We start from the raw sequence: 17,158 nt of genomic DNA on the forward strand, positions 1-17,158 counted from the left end.
CGCGAGGACTGGCTCTACCGCTTTATCTACCCGCGAATCACCGCCCTCAGTGGGTGGGCATGCCGTAGTGGTCGGCGATCAGTTCCACCGTGCGGGACTGGGCACGGCGCGAGTATCCCGAAACCACCAGCATCACCTCGTCGACACCGGTTTGTGCCTGAAGCTCTTCCAGGCCTGCGGCCACCTGGCCGGCGGTTCCATGAAGAGTCCGATCGGTGTATTCCTCAATGATTTGTCGCTCCTGCACGTTGGCCTGGAAGGCCTCCACTTCCTCGGGAGGAAGCAGCGCGAAGGGCTTACGCTGGAACATCCTCAGCATTGCCATGGCGGTGGACGTCGACTGGCGCCGCGCCTCGGCGGGATTCTCATCAGCAATCGCCCCGATGCTGACCAGGCTGTATGGCTCCGCGAGGAACGAAGACGGCCGGAAGTTCTCGCGGTAGATCCGCATGGCATTCAGGATGTCGGCGCTGCCGAACTGCAGTGCGAAGGCATAGGGCCGACCGAGGCGGGCGGCAACGTGCGCGGAGTAGGTCGATGATCCCAGAACCCAGATATCAGCGCTGGTCTCCGATCGTGGGACCCGGTTCTGCTCCGCCTGCCACGGGCCCGGCACGGCGGGCACATCACGATAGGGGTGATCCGGCGGAAAGTCATTGCCCAAGAATCCGAGCAGTTCGTCGATTTGCTCGGGGAATTCGTCGTTCGCCGTGTGGTGACGGCGCAGGGCCGCAGCGGTTGCTCCGTCGGTGCCCGGAGCCCGACCGAGGCCGAGATCGATCCGTCCTGGAGCCAGCGCGTCGAGCATGCCGATTTGTTCGGCGACCACCAGGGGCACGTGGTTGGGCAGCATGATCCCGCCCACGCCGAGCCTGATGCGCTCGGTCTCGCCGGTGAGCCGAGCCACCATCAGCTGCGGGGACGAGATGGCGGCACCGGGCATTGCATGATGTTCGGACATCCAGAACCGTTGGTAACCGCGCCGGTCGGCCAGCTGCGCGAGCGAGATCATCTCGTGGAACGTTTCCTCTACCGGGTGGCCAACCCCGGTGAATGCATTGTCGAGTATCGACAAAACGAAGGGGGCGGTGCCGGAAGGGCTCGGATTGTTCATATACTACCTAACTTGTCACGGAATAATATTGGTTTTGACGTGACAATTCACTCTAAGGTCTTATCACGGCAAAGTGCAACTGATACCGTGAGTGCTATGACAAAGGTTCCATTGCCCCTCGCTCCGGGCACCGCCGAGCATCCGTGCTTGGCGTTGGTCAACAGCATCGTCACCCTCCCGGGCGGGCAGCGGGTCGATGAGCTCAACAGCCCGGAAAGTGCCACCGCGTGGCTCGTCATGCACGCCCTCGCACCCGCCGATACTGGATTGCTGGCCTATTGCCAACTTCAGCTCACGGATCTGAGAGCGAACCTGCGGAACGCGCTGGAGTCGCGCACCGAAGGTGTCGCGCCGAATGCCGAAACATTGAGCGGCATCAACCGCGCCCTGACCGCAGTGCCCAGCGCGTCGTTGCTGCGATTCGACCCCGACGAAGGGCTGCTCCGGGTTCCGAGCCATCCAACGAGCCAGCTCGTCGCTCACGCCATGGCCCACATCGCCGAGGATGCCGCTGCGTTGTTGACTGGCCCGGATGCGCATCGCATCGCGCAGTGCGCATCCGCACCCTGTGATCGGTTCATGATTCGAACGCACGCAAGGCGGCAGTGGTGCTCGGAACGCTGCGGCGCCAGGCAGCGGGCCAATCGCGCCTACGCCCGGAAACAGGACCAGTCTCCCGCCGTATGACGGGAGAGGGTCAAGCTCGAACGACGGTGAGCGGCGCCGGTAATCGGGGGCTCGCCTCTGGCGCATCGGGTCCGGGACACAGCCTGCGCGTGCGATCGCGGCGAGGTGTTTCGGCCGGGACCACACTCACTGATCGCGAAATGCCGTTCTCAGTGGCTGCACACGCTCATGGCTCGTAACCGCGCATCGACGCCGCGAGGTATCGCCCTGTGACGCTCTCGGGATTCTTCGAGATCTCTTGCGGGCGGCCGGTGGCCACGATGCGGCCACCGGCCGTGCCGCCGCCCGGGCCCATGTCGACCACGTAGTCGGCGTTGGCGATCATGTCGAGGTCGTGCTCGATGATGATCACGGTCGCACCTGTTTTTAGAAGCTGGTCGAGGACGCCAAGGAGCACTCGGGTATCCAGCGGGTGAAGGCCGACCGAAGGTTCGTCAAGGATGAAGAGGGTGCCCGTGTGCTTTCGGCCGAGCTCGGTTGCGAGTTTGAGTCGTTGCGCTTCGCCGCCGGAAAGCGACGGAGTGTCTTCGCCGAGTGTCAGATACCCGAGTCCGAGCGTGACGAGGGTCTGGAGTTTCTTCTTGATACGGGGGCGGTCGGCAAACAATTCGGCAGCGTCCGCGACGGTGGTGGCAAGGATTTCGGGCAGAGTGCGGTCGCCCTGCCGTGTGGCAATTCGGATGTCGTCGGCGTCAGGTCTGTATCGGGTGCCGTTGCAATCGGGGCAGGGGATGTCGATATCGGGAAGGAACTGGACATCGAGCACGACCTGGCCCGTGCCTTCGCATCGCGGGCACTTGAGCGAACCGGTGTTGTACGAGAAGTCGCCCGGCTTCAGGCCGTTGTCGCGCGCTGCGGGGGTGTCTGCGAATGCGCGGCGAAGTTCGTCGAGAACGCCGCTGTATGTTGCCACGGTGGAGCGCACATTAGTGCCGATCGGGGTGGCGTCGACGACATTGGCGCTTGCCAGGCCGGCAGCGTCCAGGCTCCGGACGTGCGAAGGTAACGCACCGCCCCCGTGTGCCGCGGCGATGGCGGGGACAAGGCTGTCGAGGACGAGAGTGGTCTTGCCCGAGCCGGACATACCGGTCACTGCGGTGAGCCGACCCTTCGGGATGCTGACGTCGAGGGCGTGGACGGTGTGCATGGCGGATGTGACGAGTCGGATCGTCCCGTCTGCGAATACCTCCTTTTCGCCGGCGCGCGTTCTGGTGATGACGTCGGCGCGTCCGGTGAGGTAGTCGCCGATCAGGGAAGCGGGATTGGCGCCGATCTGTGGAATTGTTCCCTGCGCGAGCACCGTTCCGCCCGTCGCGCCAGAGCCTGGTCCGATCTCGATCATCCAGTCTGCTTCACGTAGCACCTGGACGTCGTGATCGACGAGGATGACAGAGTTCCCGTCGTCGAGCAGGTCGCGCATCACTCCGATGAGGCCGTCGATGTTCGCCGGATGCAAGCCGATGGACGGTTCGTCGAGGACGTAGAGGACCCCGGTGGTTTCGTTGCGCACGGCCCGAGCCAGTTGCACCCGCTGGCGTTCTCCGGTGGAGAGCGTTGAGCTGGCACGGTCGAGGGTCAGGTATCCCAGGCCCAGTTGCAGCAGACGTCGGCCCATCTCGGCGAACTGGCCGGCAATGAGCGATGCCATCGGCTGCAGATCGGAGTCGACTGTGCTCGGGATCGTCGATACCCAGGAAAGCACCGTGTCGAGGTCCTTTCCGGCCGCTTCAGCGAGGTTGATGCCGTCGACTTCGCTTCCGAGCGCCTGGTCCGACAGCCGAGTGCCGTGGCACGACGGGCACGTGTGTGCCGTGATGAACCGGTTCACGCGACCGAGTCCAGCTTCGCTGGTCGCATTGTCAATCGCCTCGCGGACGGCCTGCCTGGCGCTGCGGTAGGTGAAGTTCAGGTCGAAGAGCTTTCCCGACTTCGAGGGGACCCGGATCTCCCGCTTCACGGCGGGGCCATCCGTGACCATCCATCGTTCTTTCTCAGTCAAGTCCCGGTACGGTACGTCGATGCGCACGCCGAGTTCGGCCGCGACCTGGGGCATCACGGAAAGTCCGAACATGCCCCACGGAGCTACCGCTCCGCCTTCGATAGTTTTCGAAGAATCGGGGACAAGAGTCTCATCATCGATGTCGCGCACTGTGCCTGTGCCGGTGCAGACGGTGCAGGCGCCGTCTGAGTTGAACGCGAGAGTTTCGGCGCCGGGCGGGTAGAACGAGGCACCGCACTCGGGACAGACCAGGTCCTTATTCGCAGCGACGTCGATGGTGGGAGCAAGGCGATGCCCGTTGGGACACAAGTGGGAACCGAGACGCGAGAACATCACCCGCAGCACATTCAGCAACTCCGTCGATGTACCGAATGTCGACCGAACGCCAGGCACTCCCGGCCGCTGCCGGAGCGCCAAGGCGGCGGGTACATGCTGAACGGAGTCCACCGTTGCACGCGTGGCATGCGACATCCGTCGACGCGTGTACGTCGAAAGCGCCTCGACGTAGCGACGCGAGCCCTCCGCATACAAAACACCGAGCGCGAGCGACGACTTCCCCGAACCGGACACACCCGCGATCGCGACGAGACGGCCGATGGGGACATCTACATCGATGTTCTTGAGATTGTGGACTCGAGCACCACGAACTTTGATCGACGTCGGCTGACTGATGGTCATATCTGTCTCTCTTGGAGCCTTCAGTGTGTCATTTGCAACGTTGGGTTCAGGCAACTCGAGCTTGAACCTACCGCACGGTCGACTCCAGTTCGGTACTGGGCCGAAGAGGCATCATCGCTGCTGGCACGTCGCCGCTGTCGGGTGCGCCGAAGCAGGTATCCGCCACAACAGGTGGTGCATAGTCGCGCTCTGTATGTCTACTTGCCGCGGTGATTCGTCAAGGATTGCATTGGGTAACCCGTTACCTCAACGTAACTAGGTGGGTGTGGTGATCACGGAGCGACCGGAGTGGAATGTACTGCTCGCTTTTTGTCCAGGTGAATCGAGCGCGCTGAAATCAGTTGGATCGTCGGGTACCGTCTCCCGCGACTCCTGTGGATAAGAATCGGTCGCGGACTTTGTCAGCGAAGGCCTCGCATCACGAATATCCGCGTCATGAACGTGGCGGGCATACGAATCTTCCGGTCCCAGAAATAGAGTTGGCGAGCTGGCGCCGTAAGGGACGGCTCACGTGCGCCGGAAACGTACGCCCAGATCGGGCCCTGAGGCAGACGGAGTAGGGCTGCCAACCATGCCTCGCGGACACCCCGAATGCTCGCGAGCCGGGGGCGACGCCGCCGGTGAAGCCCGAATCTCTCAACCCTCAGATGGGTCGGCTGGGAGATTTACTTCGAACACCCTCTCGGAATAGACAGCGAGTTTTTCCGTACTTTGCGCAAGATGCTCCGCAGCCCGCACCGCATCGGGCAAAGCCAGTGCGTCGCGTCGCATGAGATCGCGGTGCCAGCGGCGGAGTCGATCGAGGCTCTGCTCTTCCTCCTCCAACTCGCCGAAGGTGAACTTCTCTTTCGCGAACTCGCGATCGATCTCCGCATCGAACTTGCCGCAATCAGCGATGAACTCGTTCCACTCATCTCTGCGCGCCGCAGCGAAAGCGTCCCGCAGGATTGAAGCGTCAGCTTGGCTTTGGCCGGTGACCTCGAACACTGCAAGGGTTCCCTCGCCCCGCTCCGCAAGTTCGCGAACGGCCGGCACCTGCTCGGTGAAGGCTAGCAAGTTCGGTACCGCCCAAGCACCCGCCGTCGCCGGCACGGCTCCCATCCGTCTGAGTTCCCGCCATATCGCCACACGGTGGTGCAGGTAGCCTTCAGCCACACCTCTCGGTTCGCGCCCCGAAGTGGGGCATCTTGAGAGTGCCGGTATTGGGGGGAACGAATTCCGGCTGGGTACGTCCCAAGGCCTGCGTGTATCCGTCTCGCGATTTTTGAGAAAACTTCACTTTGGAGCGTGACGATGCGCCGGGTCTGACCGTCTGAGATAGGTAGCCGATGATTCGGCGGATGTGCCGCACCGGCCATCGAGACGCATTCGTTCCACTCGGCAGCCTCGTTCGAAGGAGAACCTCATGACCTCAGCGCAGAACGAACCCCGCCAGGTGCCGCCAGCACAAACATCCGGCGACACCCAGCCGGCCGCTCACGCAGCCACCAGCGGTAACACCATCCGCGAGGATGTTGTGGCGAAGCAGAAGGAACAGTTCGGCGGCATGCGGTTCGGCACCGCTTTCTTCGGCTGGCTCACCGCTACAGGGGCGGCGGTGCTGCTTACCGCGTTGGTCGTCGGCGCCGGCGCTGCCGTCGGGCTAGGCACGCAGGCCGACCCAGAGCAGGCAGCGGGGGCAGCAACCGAGAACGCCGCAACGGTGGGCCTAATCGGGGCAATCGCGCTCGGGGTCGTCGTGTTCGTCGCATACTTCTGCGGCGGCTATGTCGCCGGGCGGATGGCGCGGTTCAGCGGCGCGAAGCAGGGCATCGCCGTCTGGCTTTGGGCATTGATCGTGGCTGTGGTGCTGGCTGTCGTGGGAGCCATAGCAGGCAGTCAGTTCAACGTCCTCGCCAACCTGAACAGCTTCCCGCGCATCCCCATCAACGAGGGCGACCTTGCCCTCGGCAGCATCATCACGGCCATCGCTATCGCCGTCGTCAGCCTCGGCGGCGCCATCCTCGGCGGTCTCGCCGGAATGCGCTACCACCGCAAGGTCGACAAGGCCGGCCTCGGCCGCTAGTCCGCACCACTCAACAGCACCCTTGCATCAACCCTGATCCTCAATTCGATCCACCGCCCCACCACCGCCGGGCAACTGGTCCGGCGTGCGAAGTAGGAAGAGAGAAATGACAATGATCAACACCAACAACATCGATTCCCTTATCGGTGCCAACGTCGTCGACACCGAGGGCCGCAAGGTCGGTACCGTCGGCCAGGTGTACCTGGACTCGTCCACCAACCAGCCCAGCTGGGTCACGGTGAAGACCGGACTGTTCGGAACCAGCGAATCCTTCGCGCCCCTTGAAACTGCCGATTGGACCGGCGACGAGCTCCACATCGGCTTCGCGAAGGATGTCGTAAAGGATGCCCCCCGCATCGACACCGACGGCGCGCTGGAGAGCGCCGACGAAGACGCCCTCTACAGATACTACGGCCTCAGCGGATCCACCGTCGGCCAGAGCACCGGCAACACCGGAAACTCCGACGACACCCGCACGGATGCCGCTGCCGGTGACCGTCGCACCGAGGGATACGACACCTCCGGGCCCACCACCGACGAAGCGATGACCCGCTCCGAGGAGCAGCTGCGCGTCGGCAAGGAGCAGGTGTCCGCTGGCCGCGCCCGACTGCGCAAGCACGTGGTGACGGAGAACCAGACCGTCACGGTACCGGTGAGCCACGAAGAGGTCACCCTCGAACGTGAACCCATCACCGACGCCAACCGCGGCAACGCCAACTCCGGTCCCGACCTCAGTGACGAGGAGCACGAAGTCCAGCTCACCGAGGAGCGCGTCGTGGTGGATAAAGAAACCGTTCCGGTGGAGCGGGTCCGCCTGGGCACCGAAACGGTGACCGAAGACCAGCGGGTCTCCGAAGACGTGCGCAAAGAAGAGATCGACTACGACGAGTCAGACATCGAGCGCAAGGGCCGCCGTGCCCGCGACGACACCATTTAGCACCTGAAGAACCGCCAGGCCCGGGAGGCTTCGGTCCCCGGGTCCGGGTGCCGTGGGAGGCGCGACCGTGCGGCCCAGTGCTATTCAGTTGGTCATGACGTTTCGCGCGGAAGCCTTCGAAGCCTAAACGGCCAAGAGTTTTCGCGACCTGAAACAACTAAGAGGAGCAGACGTATGTCACAACGCAACACTCTCGTTCGAAGCCTTCATGATGTGGGCCTGGCCGCCTGGTTCGGTGGTTCGCTGATGGGCGCGGTGGGGCTGAACAGCGCTGCCGCTTCCGTCAGTAACCCCCGGGAACGGCTGGCGGTGTCCAGCGTGGGCTGGAAGCACTGGGCGCCGGTGCAGTGGGCGGCCATGGCCGCGCATGGCCTCGGCGGGGTCGGCCTGATCCTGGGCAACACCGAGCGGCTCGCCGCCCAGAAGGAAGGGCGGGTGAACACCGGCGTCAAGCTGGCACTCACGCTGGTCGGCATCGGCACCAGCGTGTATTCCGGCGTGCTGGGAATGAAGATGGGCGCGAACGCAGGCGAAGCGGTCGAGGGCACCACCGAACCCAGCGAGGTCACCTCAGATGAGTTGGCGTCCGCCCAGAACCAGCAACGCATCCTGCAGTGGGTCACTCCGGTCGTCACGCTTATCCTGATCGTGCTCGGCGCCCAGCAGGGCGAACAGCAGCGGCCGGTGCCGTCGGCCAAAGCCAGCTGGCTCCAACGCGCTATCAGGCGCTAACCGCCCCATCCCCGGCCCGGGTCGATTCGACCCGGGCCGGCACCTGTCGGCGGCGAGACCGCTCTCCCCGGGAAGAGCGGTCTCGCGATTTAGCGCCAGGAGGCCAATTCCCGGGCAAGGGTGTGACGCGATCGGGCCAGGAGCCCGCGCACGGTGGACTCCGGAACTACGAGTTCAAGCGCGATGACCGAGTAGGTGCAGCCGGCGAACTCGCGCATGAGCCAGGCACGTTTTTGATTGATGGGAAGGCTGCTCAACGCCAGGGTAAAGGCGTCGTCCTGGAGCAGCAACTCCACGACGTCCAAGGGGCTGCTTTCGCTTGTGGCCGGGATGTCGAACGAGAGCTCCGTTCGATCGTGCGCCAACTTACCGCGAAGTCGGGGTGGCTCGAGTTTGTTAGGGGACAGTCAGCCGCGGGCGATCGCGACCGCTTCGGCGACCGCCGACATGCTGTACACGTTCATGAACAAGGGGCCAGGTGCTTCGCTCAGATCGGCGGTAGTTAGTTCACCCGTGTCAAAGGGACTGAGCCCAGCGTCGACGACTAAGCGCGCCACCGTGTCCTTGGCCTCGTTGTTGTCCCCGGCTATGAATATGACGGGGGGAGTCTGGTTGATGGCAGCGGCGGCCTGATCTACCGACAAATTATGGAGGGCCTTGACCACAAAGGCGTCCGGGAACAAGTCTGCGACCTTCGCCGACGAAGTGTTGGTGCCGAGATCGACCAACCCAGTGCGCTCTGGGTTGAAAGGATTAGTGGTGTCGACGACCACCTTTCCTGATGCTGGACCGACGAGCGCTGCCGCGTGCGCAATCAGCTCGAATGGCGGCGCGAAAACGACCACGTCCGAAAATGCTGCCACCTTCTCTACCTCAAGCACGCACGCCAACGAACCTAGCCGGCCGACAAAATCTTCGAGACGGCCCAAATCGCGCACATAGCTGAACGCGACCTCGTGGCCTCGCTTCACCCACTGCTCGCCGTACAGCTTGCCTACGTTGCCCGCGCCTACAATTCCGATCTTCATTTCCGCTCCCAACCCTGATCACTTCGACTATCGAAGTGAAGCCGAAGCTACCACTTCGAATATCGAAGCGCAAGCGATAGTGTGGCTTTATGTCAACCACCCCTCTTCCAGGAAGACCTGCCAAGGGTTCGCGAACAGGGCGGCCGCTGTTCGCACTGCTCGACCTCATGACGCGGCGATGGAGCATGAGAATTGTTTGGGAATTGCAGGGCCACGCGCTCACGTTTTTGGAACTTCAACGAGAGTGCGACGGGATGTCATCTTCGACGCTGACTCTCCGACTTCGTGAACTCACTGAAGCGAAGCTGGTCGCCCGTCAGCACGACGGTTCATACGAGTTGTCCTCGCTTGGAGCCGCTCTACCTGCGGCGTTCGGGCCGCTTGTTTCCTGGGCGGAGGAGTGGGCTGACGCTACAGCAGCTGATCAATCGCCATCTGACGGCCGAGAACTTTCGACCTCCGACACCTCTCCGACCTCCGAATAGACGCCCCGGGCGCCATCGGGAGGTCGCGTCGGGTCCGGTTCGGTTAGGAGCCCTTGGAAGAAGGCCCGGATGTTGGCGCTGACGAGTTCGGGTTCCTCTTTAGCCGTGAAGTGACCACCATGAGGGAGCACGGCGAAGCTTCGAATGTCGGTGTACGTGCGCTGGGCAAGTTCACGGGGGTATCCGAGGTCTCCTGTCCCGACGGCGATGCCCGTCGGGACGTGAACGGCACCACGCTTCTCGCGGTGCCGCAGGTGGTAGTAGGAGCGGAATGATGACCCAATGGATTGGGTGAACCAGTACAGCGAAATCGTTCGCAGAAGGTCGTCGCGAGAGAACTTTTCATCAAGAGTGAGTTCCGTCGGGCCGCTTCGTCTGTCGCTCCAGGAACGAAACTTTTCGAGAATCCAGGCGGCAAGCCCAGCGGGCGAGTCGTTCAAGGCGGCGGCGACCGTGTCGGGGCGGGTGCTTTGCAGATGCGCATACGCGGTCTCGTCCTCCCATTCGGCGTCGAGCCATGCAATGAAGGCGTCTTCTGCCGCGGAGAGGTCTTTCCGGTCGTCAACCTGGGGCACTGCGGGGTGTGTGACGAAGATACCGAGCACCGAGTCCGGGAAGAGTGACGCCAGGCTATGACTGACGGAGGCGCCAATGTCCTCACCATAGGTGCCGTACCGGGCATAGCCGAGGACATCTGTCATCAGCTTGTGTATCGTGCGCGCCGTGCTTGTGTCGGTGAAGAATCCGGTGGGGGCGTCGGAGAACACGAACCCGGGTAATGAGGGAATGACGAGGTCAAAGTCGGACAAGAGAGTGACGAGCGGGAGCATCTCGGCAAACGAGTACGGCCATCCATGGCTCAAGACAAGAGGTACGGCATGAGGATGGGATGACTTCACGTGAACAAAATGGACTGACTGTGAGTCGATGTCAGCAGTAAATTGCGGGAATGAGTTCAACCAACGTTCCTGAGCACGCCAGTCAAACTCGGCTTCCCAGTAGGTGACGAGATTCTGCAAGTAGGACTTCGGAACTCCAGCAGCCCACTCCGCCCCAGGCGTTGGCTCCGGCAAGCGTGTACGAAGAAGCCGATCCCGTAGATCAACAAGATCCGACTCTGGCACCTTGATGTGAAAACTCTTCATCGCAAAACTCTACCGATGGACTCGTCCCACCAACTCTTGCAGCCCGTCGAAAGTCACTCCCGTCGAGATATCCAGTGGACCGCAGTTCGCCGTCTCTATGACAACCTAGGGCGTTGACACCGCCCCCCCCGATCTGCCTGACGCCGTGTCCGCCTGCGCCGACAACACCACACACCGCACGCTTTCAACTGCAATCGAGTACAACTGGTTAACGAATCCCCCCCCAACAGCCACAACCATAAGAAGGAAAACTACGCAATCCAACCACTCGGCTCTTGGCTTCTTCGTCGCCTTCGCGTTGCAGGATTACCCGCTGTTGCCATTGCATTGTTCGCCTTTTCGACCACCTGCCACCAGGATGGAGGCCATTGATGGTCCGGAAGTCGCTCTCCCGAATGCCTGAATGCCACCGTTCCGAAATTCCAGATTCACGGCGACTCCCGGCCGCAACGCTGTGTTCGCCACCGCGACGATGCCCCACCATTCGGTCGACCAAATGCTCCGCCACGGGCTTCTCGGACAAGCCCGACTACAGCTGTGTTGAAGAGTCCTGAAACTGATGCAGACGATTTCTGGCACCATTCAATAGACATATCGAATGCGGGCACCTAGGCCACGGGGACAGCCGTCCAGCAAGTTCCTTTGACTCGAAACACTACAGATGCGAGACGGGTCCAGATACGAGATAAGTCACCTGCCGCTCGTCGGGTGAACAGGAGGGATCTTTTGCGTCTCCTATCCCATGGGTTGCGAGGCGTCTAGTCCAACCGGTCGAAGGCTGATCAAATGATGGGTTCGTGCGCGCGATGGTTATCTGTTGCGTCGCGTGATCGCTGAGTTGGTACCGCGGGGCAGCGTGTTCGTCAACGACCATCTCGTTAGTGTTGCCAGATGACCGAATATCGCGCTGTTTTCGATGCAGAGATCGTGTTTTCGAACGAGGGTGGACTTCAGGCCCAGAGGTTCCGGGTCGACGTGCCCGGCCCTGATGTGAGCAGTGAAGAAATCGCCCGACTGTTCGTCACTTCGCTCGATCTGCTCATGACCGAAAGCGCCGTTGTAAAGAACGTCCGGATCATCGAAGAGGCACACAAGGGTACGAGGGGTGGTCCCGGTGACCCGCGACGCCCTGTCTGATCCGTTAAGACTAGCCGGATTCACCGCAGTGATACCGCGCGCTTCTGAGGTGGAGGTGCCTCGTGGCTCGCTACTGGAACCTCAATTACCAGAACGCGAACAGGCGAACGTGAGCAACTCAGACAAGGGGCAATCTCATCTCGGAATCCTACAGATGCGAGACAAGTCATCTGCCGCTCGTTGGGGGAACAGGAGGGATCTCCTACGTCTCGCATTTCATGGGTTCGGGTCCCATTAGGAGATACAAGGATCGATTCAGCCCACCCTAATCTTCTGCGTTATAGCTCTAGGTTCGAGATCTCCCGGCAAGAACTTGATCGTCTCCTAACGTTCACCAATCCACTGGGGAGCGGCACCCGAGAATGATGGACCCGAACACGGGCCAGCTACAAGAGATAAACTCAGTACTCCCTTCGAGAGAGAAGCTCATGAAAAACGAGAATGCTCCTGATGGCGAATACACCGATTCTGAGCCAGCAGCAGGGCCGTCGGAAGCAAACGGCGAGGGGGCGGAGGTGGAGGGCGAATACACCGACATGGATACTTCTCACGAGCATCCAACGGACACGAGCGCGACCTCGTCCTGAAACAGGATCGTCAGCACCGCTGAATGCTCTACCGCGGCGCGCGCTCGCTCCGAACTATCGCGGAGTCCACACCGAGCGGTCGCGGTGGGCGAACACTGCGAACCCGACTGGGTCGCGACCGAGGACCTGACGGACATCGTCGGTCAGGCCCGCGGCCAGGCCCAGCCGGGCGGTGGTGTAAATCGCCGCAGTGACGAGGACCATGCCCCATGGCATTCCTAACTTCCTGCGGGCATGCACGATGTACCGCAGGATGCCGGGCCGCGCGTAGCGGATCGGCCGGCCCAGTTCGTGGGTGAGGATCTCGGCAATCTGTGCATAGGTCAGCGCTTCATTCCCGGTCACCGTCCACGCGGTGTTCACATGCGCTGACGGATCCAGAAGCGCCGCGGCCGCAACGGCTCCGACGTCTTCAACATCCACGAATGCCGTCGCTCCGTTGCGTGCGGGGACCATGATCTCGTCCCGGTCGCGAATATCGGTCAGATGGGTGGTGGACAGATTTTGGTGGAAGAAGGATGCTCTAACGAAAGTCCATGCCACGCCTGAGTCACGAAGCCACGCCTCGATCGCCGCGTGCGGCACGATGGTGTTCTTCCCTGCTCCCTGCAGCGACAGGAACACGATTTGCGAGATCCCGTGGTCGCGGGCGTACTCCAACGCCGGGATCATCTGACGTTTTGGTTTCCCCAAGTGCGGCGGGCGCATGAGGAACATCTGCTGCACCCCCGCAAAGGCGGCTTCCCAGGTAGTTGGGTCGGTGAAGTCAAGAGCAACGGCTTCCACCCGGTCGCCGAATACCCGCCGAACCGACTCGACGCTACGACCGGTCGCCCTCACTCGGGCGCCACCATCCAAAAGCTCCTGCACAACCACCCGACCCACATTCCCGGTCGCGCCGGTGACCAACACCGGATTCTTCCACTCTCGTGCCTGCATTGCGCCCCATCGCCGTCTCCGAGACCTTCACACGTGGGATTCTTCCCCGATGACAGCGTCGGTATGCCCAGTCTCACACCGAAAATAGGCCGGCTGACCCGGTCTCACGGTTTATGCGAGTTGTGCCAGCCAGGTCAAGGCAACGGCGTCACGCTCGGGGGGTGCCACTGTGTCGTCTTCGAACTGCGGCCGCGCCCGGATATCGCGGAGTGCGACAACACCCATACAGGGGATGGCGAGTAAGTCACCTTCACGGAGATCGTCGGGCAGCTCCACCATGCCGCGACCGAGACCGGGGGTTTCGTGAGATTCGCCGGAGAGCAGAATCGCGGTGCTGCTCTTGACCGTCGAGGCTCGCCCGATGAGTCGGGTTTCCCGCCACGTCGCGTCCACATTGTCCAGGCGCGCGTCGATGAGGACCACACGTGCGGCGTCGAAGTTCCTCAGAACCGCAGTGACCTGCACGACGACGACGGCGGCGTCCCGGTACGGCGATCTCCGCCCGTGAGTGCCGGGGATGACGGCGGTAGCAGTATGCACGCACGGGGTTTGGCACACGTCGACGAGCCGCAGCATGGACACGCCGGAGACGATGACATCAGTGGTGGTGGCGTGTGAAGATTCGGGCCACGCATCGATGTTGAGAGGATCGGCGAGCGTACGCCGGAGGGACGGCATCATCGCGGTGAGAGTCATGAGCCAGACCTCATTCCCAGATCGCTGGGTCTAAGGGGCTCCAATGTGGGGCTGTCAGGAGTAGTCATTCTTCAGTCCTAACGGACACCCGGGCGCAACACCGGTCCCCTAACGGAAGACATACGGGAAGTTCACGGAAATCAACGGTGCGGCGGTGGGGGAGGAGGCGGTGTAAAGCACCCGGCAGGCACAATGGGGCGTGAGTTTCAGCGTGCCGTTTCCGGCAACGAGCACGTCACTGCTCTGAGCATCAGGGGCGCGCAGACCGGCTGCGCACCTCGGCTGCGACCGAGGTGAGGGCCTCGGTGAAGGCGGCGAGCTGATCGGCATTCAAACTACTGGTCGAGGCGGCGAGCATCTCCGAGAAGTCCCGGTGGATGCCGCCCATCACCTCGTGCCCGAGCGGGGTCAACTCCAGGTAGAGGCTGCGCCGGTCGCCGGGGTGATCCACCCGGTGCAGCAGGTCCGCGTCGACCAACCGGCGGGCGATCGCGGTGATCGCGCCCGTGGTCATGCCTAGGTGTGCGGCCAGCTCCTTGGGGGTGATGCTCACCGACCGCCCCACCCGGAACAGGGCGCGCAGCTCGGTCGCGCTCACGCCGACATCCTGCGCGATGCGCTGGCGGTTGGCGTCGAGGGCGCTCACGAATGCAGTGGCCGCCGCCGGAAAACCGGTGAGGGTATGCGCGAGTGCTTCGGGTTGGGTCATGTCTCCTCCGGCCTACGTGGGGCCAAGCCCCGCCCACGCGGCGTTGTGAAGTAATCGTACCTAATTCACCCCAAACAAGGTGAAAATGTAGTTTACTGAGTAAGTCACTTAGTGGCTAAGGCAAATCAGGCACCGTCAAAACCGATGGAGTAGATCATGATTCCCGATATTCTCTCGCCCGGCCAGTACGACACGGTCTACAACTCCTTGTCCCTGGTCATCGCCGCCCAGCTGTTCACGGCGGTCTTTCTGCTGATCTCGCTGCCACGCATCCTGCCGCGGTATCGCCAGGCCATCACGGTGGCCATCGTCGTCTGCGGCATCGCGGCCTACCATTACTTCCGCATCTTCGACTCGTTCAAGGCGGCCTTCGTGACGGAAGGCGTCGGCGGCCAGGCCGACTACAGCCAGGCGGTCGGCGAAGGATTCAACGAGGGCTACCGCTACGTGGACTGGCTCCTCACGGTACCGCTGCTGCTGGTGGAACTCATTGCCGTGCTCGCATTGGCCCGGTCCGTGCAACGTGGGCTGCTAGTGCGGCTCGTTCCGGCCGCCGCGCTCATGATCATCCTCGGATACCCCGGAGAGATCAGTGGCGACAACGGCATCCGTGGCCTGTTCGGGCTGCTGTCCACCATCCCGTTCGCCTACATTCTCTATGTGCTGTTCGTCCAGCTGGGTAAGTCGCTGAACAAACAACCCGTGGGCGTGCGCCGCATCCTGAGCCAGCTGCGTTTCTTGCTGTTGCTGAGCTGGGGTGTCTACCCGATTGCCTATCTGTTGCCGTTGCTGGACATCGCCGGTCCTGATGCCTGGGTCTACAAACAGGTCGGCTATTCGATCGCCGACATTCTGGCAAAGGCCGTCTATGCGCTGATCATCTTCCAGGTGGCACGCATTAAGTCATTCGACGACGACCCCACATTCGCCGGTATTGAGCGCTCCCGCGATGAGGCGCCTGCGCGCGTCTGACTTTCTGGCGGTCCACGATCTTGCTGGGCGTGGCTTTGTCAGCAAGCGCGTCGACATCGGCGCCAAGGCCGCGACGGGTGACTTCGAATAGGCAGGCCACTCGTTGCGGTTCTCCGCGTGATGCAGATACTCCGCCTGCAAGTTCTGGGTGGTGTGGTTGGTGCGAGGATTCTTATGCGGTTGTGACTGGAATGCGGATGCGGAGCTTGCTGGGCTCGATCCAGGCTTTGAAGGCAACGGCTTTGCCGAACGCGTCACCGTCGAGTTCTATTTCCTCGGGTCGAGAGAAGCGTGCGGTGAACTCAGAGCCGGTTTCATAGCGCAGGTCGCCGTCGTTCTTCTGTTCCCCGGCGAGGGCCTTGCCCGCTTTGGTTCGACGAACGATGCCGTTGGTCCAGGCCACTTTCACCCATACCCTGATCCAGCCCAGTGCACCGCCTGGCCGGGTCATCATGACATCGAACAAACCGTCATCCAGCACTGCTTCGGGCATCAGCAAGATATTGGCCGGCAACGATCCGCAGTTGCCGAGGATCAGGGTGTGCACCGTTGCTCGCTTGGCAGCGCCGTCGTTGATCTGGAATCGCATGTGCAGCTCATCCGGGTCACGCAGAGACTTGACGATTGCTTTCACATAGGCTGCCCAGCCGGCTTTTGCCTTGAGATCATCGTCAGTGTTCGTGATCATCTTTGCGTCAAGGCCCAGACCTGCCATCACCACGAACGCGTGCTCGTCGCGCGACTTGTCGTCTCGCTCGATACGAATCATGCCCAGATCAATGGCGCGATCCTCACCGGTGAATGCTGCGCGCACGCTCTCGTGCATGTCACTGAGGGTGAGGTCGAGATTGCGCGCGAGGAGGTTGCCCGTTCCGGAGGGTATAAGCCCAACCGGCACGTCGTGCCCGCGAACGGCCTCGATGACAGCGCGCACGGTACCGTCACCGCCGGCGACGATGATCAGATCAACGCCGAGTTCCAACGCTTTCGCGGTCACGCCCTGGCCGACATCGTCGACGGACGTTTCAAACCAGACGCTCTCAGACCACCCCCCGGCCGCTGCCTCCGCATTCACAGCGTTTCGGAGGGCATCGAGATCGACCTTGACGGGGTTGTAAACGACAGCGGCGTTCCGAAGCGTGACATCACTCATTGAGCCACTGTAAACCAGGCAGTACAGAGATGAGCATGCTCGCAGGGAACGAATCTGCGCTCTAACCTCGCGCTTGTCGCCGCACAGGATTTATG

18 protein-coding genes are annotated in these 17,158 nt (G+C 62.2%); 7 read left to right on the forward strand and 11 right to left on the reverse strand.

All coding sequences use genetic code 11. The annotated features are described in order from the left end of the window. Nucleotides 1-46: 46 nt before the first annotated feature. Nucleotides 47-1,114: an LLM class flavin-dependent oxidoreductase gene (locus E3T22_RS01000; RefSeq protein WP_088456569.1), complete on the reverse strand. Its 1,068-nt coding sequence runs from the start codon at nucleotides 1,112-1,114 to the stop codon at nucleotides 47-49. 147 nt (nucleotides 1,115-1,261) lie between these two features. Here E3T22_RS01000 and E3T22_RS01005 point away from each other — a divergent pair, with 147 nt between their 5' ends. Next, nucleotides 1,262-1,801 carry an ABATE domain-containing protein gene (locus E3T22_RS01005; protein ID WP_240632204.1) on the forward strand — a complete coding sequence of 180 codons (540 nt, stop codon included), beginning with the start codon at nucleotides 1,262-1,264 and terminating at the stop codon, nucleotides 1,799-1,801. A gap of 166 nt (nucleotides 1,802-1,967) precedes the next feature. Here E3T22_RS01005 and E3T22_RS01010 read toward each other — a convergent pair whose 3' ends face one another. Both E3T22_RS01010 and E3T22_RS01015 read right to left on the reverse strand, forming a co-directional pair. Beyond that, a complete protein-coding gene (locus E3T22_RS01010) occupies nucleotides 1,968-4,478 on the reverse strand; it encodes an excinuclease ABC subunit UvrA (protein ID WP_134479762.1) in 2,511 nt (836 codons plus the stop codon). 636 nt (nucleotides 4,479-5,114) lie between these two features. After that, the gene (locus E3T22_RS01015) at nucleotides 5,115-5,633 is read right to left on the reverse strand and encodes a Chromate resistance protein ChrB (RefSeq protein ID WP_134479764.1); all 519 of its coding nucleotides are present in this window, start codon (nucleotides 5,631-5,633) and stop codon (nucleotides 5,115-5,117) included. 250 nt (nucleotides 5,634-5,883) lie between these two features. Here E3T22_RS01015 and E3T22_RS01020 point away from each other — a divergent pair, with 250 nt between their 5' ends. The 3 genes from E3T22_RS01020 (at nucleotide 5,884) to E3T22_RS01030 (ending at nucleotide 8,212) form a co-directional block, all read left to right on the forward strand. Continuing rightward, complete coding sequence (locus E3T22_RS01020; RefSeq protein WP_174776214.1) at nucleotides 5,884-6,543, forward strand: hypothetical protein; 660 nt, start codon at nucleotides 5,884-5,886, stop codon at nucleotides 6,541-6,543. 106 nt (nucleotides 6,544-6,649) lie between these two features. Continuing rightward, nucleotides 6,650-7,480 (forward strand): DUF2382 domain-containing protein, encoded by an 831-nt coding sequence (locus tag E3T22_RS01025; RefSeq protein ID WP_370291300.1) that lies wholly within the window; start codon nucleotides 6,650-6,652, stop codon nucleotides 7,478-7,480. A gap of 174 nt (nucleotides 7,481-7,654) precedes the next feature. Further along, nucleotides 7,655-8,212, forward strand: coding sequence for a hypothetical protein (locus E3T22_RS01030; protein WP_134479765.1), 558 nt, complete (start codon nucleotides 7,655-7,657; stop codon nucleotides 8,210-8,212). An 89-nt stretch (nucleotides 8,213-8,301) separates the two neighbouring features. On the opposite strand, the gene E3T22_RS01035 is transcribed toward E3T22_RS01030, so the two are convergent. Together E3T22_RS01035 and E3T22_RS01040 are read right to left on the reverse strand one after the other, a co-directional pair. Next, complete coding sequence (locus tag E3T22_RS01035) at nucleotides 8,302-8,508, reverse strand: RNA polymerase sigma factor (RefSeq protein ID WP_240632499.1); 207 nt, start codon at nucleotides 8,506-8,508, stop codon at nucleotides 8,302-8,304. A 111-nt stretch (nucleotides 8,509-8,619) separates the two neighbouring features. Then, a complete protein-coding gene (locus E3T22_RS01040) occupies nucleotides 8,620-9,240 on the reverse strand; it encodes an NADPH-dependent F420 reductase (RefSeq protein WP_134479767.1) in 621 nt (206 codons plus the stop codon). A 167-nt stretch (nucleotides 9,241-9,407) separates the two neighbouring features. Between E3T22_RS01040 and E3T22_RS19530 the strand changes: the two genes are divergently transcribed. Then, the gene (locus tag E3T22_RS19530; protein ID WP_304988800.1) at nucleotides 9,408-9,725 is read left to right on the forward strand and encodes a helix-turn-helix domain-containing protein; all 318 of its coding nucleotides are present in this window, start codon (nucleotides 9,408-9,410) and stop codon (nucleotides 9,723-9,725) included. Here the strand turns inward: E3T22_RS19530 and E3T22_RS01050 are convergent. Next, entirely contained in the window at nucleotides 9,665-10,870 is a 1,206-nt protein-coding gene (locus tag E3T22_RS01050) for an epoxide hydrolase family protein (RefSeq protein ID WP_134479770.1), read from the reverse strand. The two genes, E3T22_RS19530 and E3T22_RS01050, sit on opposite strands and share 61 nt — an antisense overlap. Before the next feature lie 891 nt (nucleotides 10,871-11,761). Between E3T22_RS01050 and E3T22_RS01055 the strand changes: the two genes are divergently transcribed. Further along, a complete protein-coding gene (locus E3T22_RS01055) occupies nucleotides 11,762-12,007 on the forward strand; it encodes a hypothetical protein (RefSeq protein ID WP_088456559.1) in 246 nt (81 codons plus the stop codon). 641 nt (nucleotides 12,008-12,648) lie between these two features. Here E3T22_RS01055 and E3T22_RS01060 read toward each other — a convergent pair. The 3 genes from E3T22_RS01060 to E3T22_RS01070 form a co-directional block, all read right to left on the reverse strand. Then, nucleotides 12,649-13,533: an NmrA family NAD(P)-binding protein gene (locus E3T22_RS01060; protein WP_134479772.1), complete on the reverse strand. Its 885-nt coding sequence runs from the start codon at nucleotides 13,531-13,533 to the stop codon at nucleotides 12,649-12,651. Nucleotides 13,534-13,644: 111 nt separating this feature from the next. Continuing rightward, complete coding sequence (locus E3T22_RS01065) at nucleotides 13,645-14,229, reverse strand: hypothetical protein (protein WP_134479774.1); 585 nt, start codon at nucleotides 14,227-14,229, stop codon at nucleotides 13,645-13,647. A 250-nt stretch (nucleotides 14,230-14,479) separates the two neighbouring features. Further along, nucleotides 14,480-14,938, reverse strand: a complete 459-nt coding sequence (locus E3T22_RS01070) for a MarR family winged helix-turn-helix transcriptional regulator (protein WP_088456556.1) — start codon at nucleotides 14,936-14,938, stop codon at nucleotides 14,480-14,482. 156 nt (nucleotides 14,939-15,094) lie between these two features. On the opposite strand from E3T22_RS01070, the gene E3T22_RS01075 reads away from it, so the two are divergent. Continuing rightward, a complete protein-coding gene (locus E3T22_RS01075) occupies nucleotides 15,095-15,910 on the forward strand; it encodes a bacteriorhodopsin-like (protein ID WP_088456555.1) in 816 nt (271 codons plus the stop codon). On the opposite strand, the gene E3T22_RS01080 is transcribed toward E3T22_RS01075, so the two are convergent. Both E3T22_RS01080 and E3T22_RS01085 read right to left on the reverse strand, forming a co-directional pair. After that, nucleotides 15,837-16,010 (reverse strand): DUF3618 domain-containing protein, encoded by a 174-nt coding sequence (locus E3T22_RS01080; RefSeq protein WP_134479776.1) that lies wholly within the window; start codon nucleotides 16,008-16,010, stop codon nucleotides 15,837-15,839. The two genes, E3T22_RS01075 and E3T22_RS01080, sit on opposite strands and share 74 nt — an antisense overlap. Before the next feature lie 72 nt (nucleotides 16,011-16,082). Continuing rightward, on the reverse strand, nucleotides 16,083-17,063 hold the full coding sequence (locus tag E3T22_RS01085) for a diacylglycerol kinase family protein (protein WP_134479778.1): 981 nt from the start codon (nucleotides 17,061-17,063) through the stop codon (nucleotides 16,083-16,085). Nucleotides 17,064-17,158 lie beyond the last annotated feature (95 nt).

Source organism: Cryobacterium sp. TMB3-10 (assembly GCF_004402305.1).
Taxonomy (GTDB): domain Bacteria; phylum Actinomycetota; class Actinomycetes; order Actinomycetales; family Microbacteriaceae; genus Cryobacterium; species Cryobacterium zongtaii.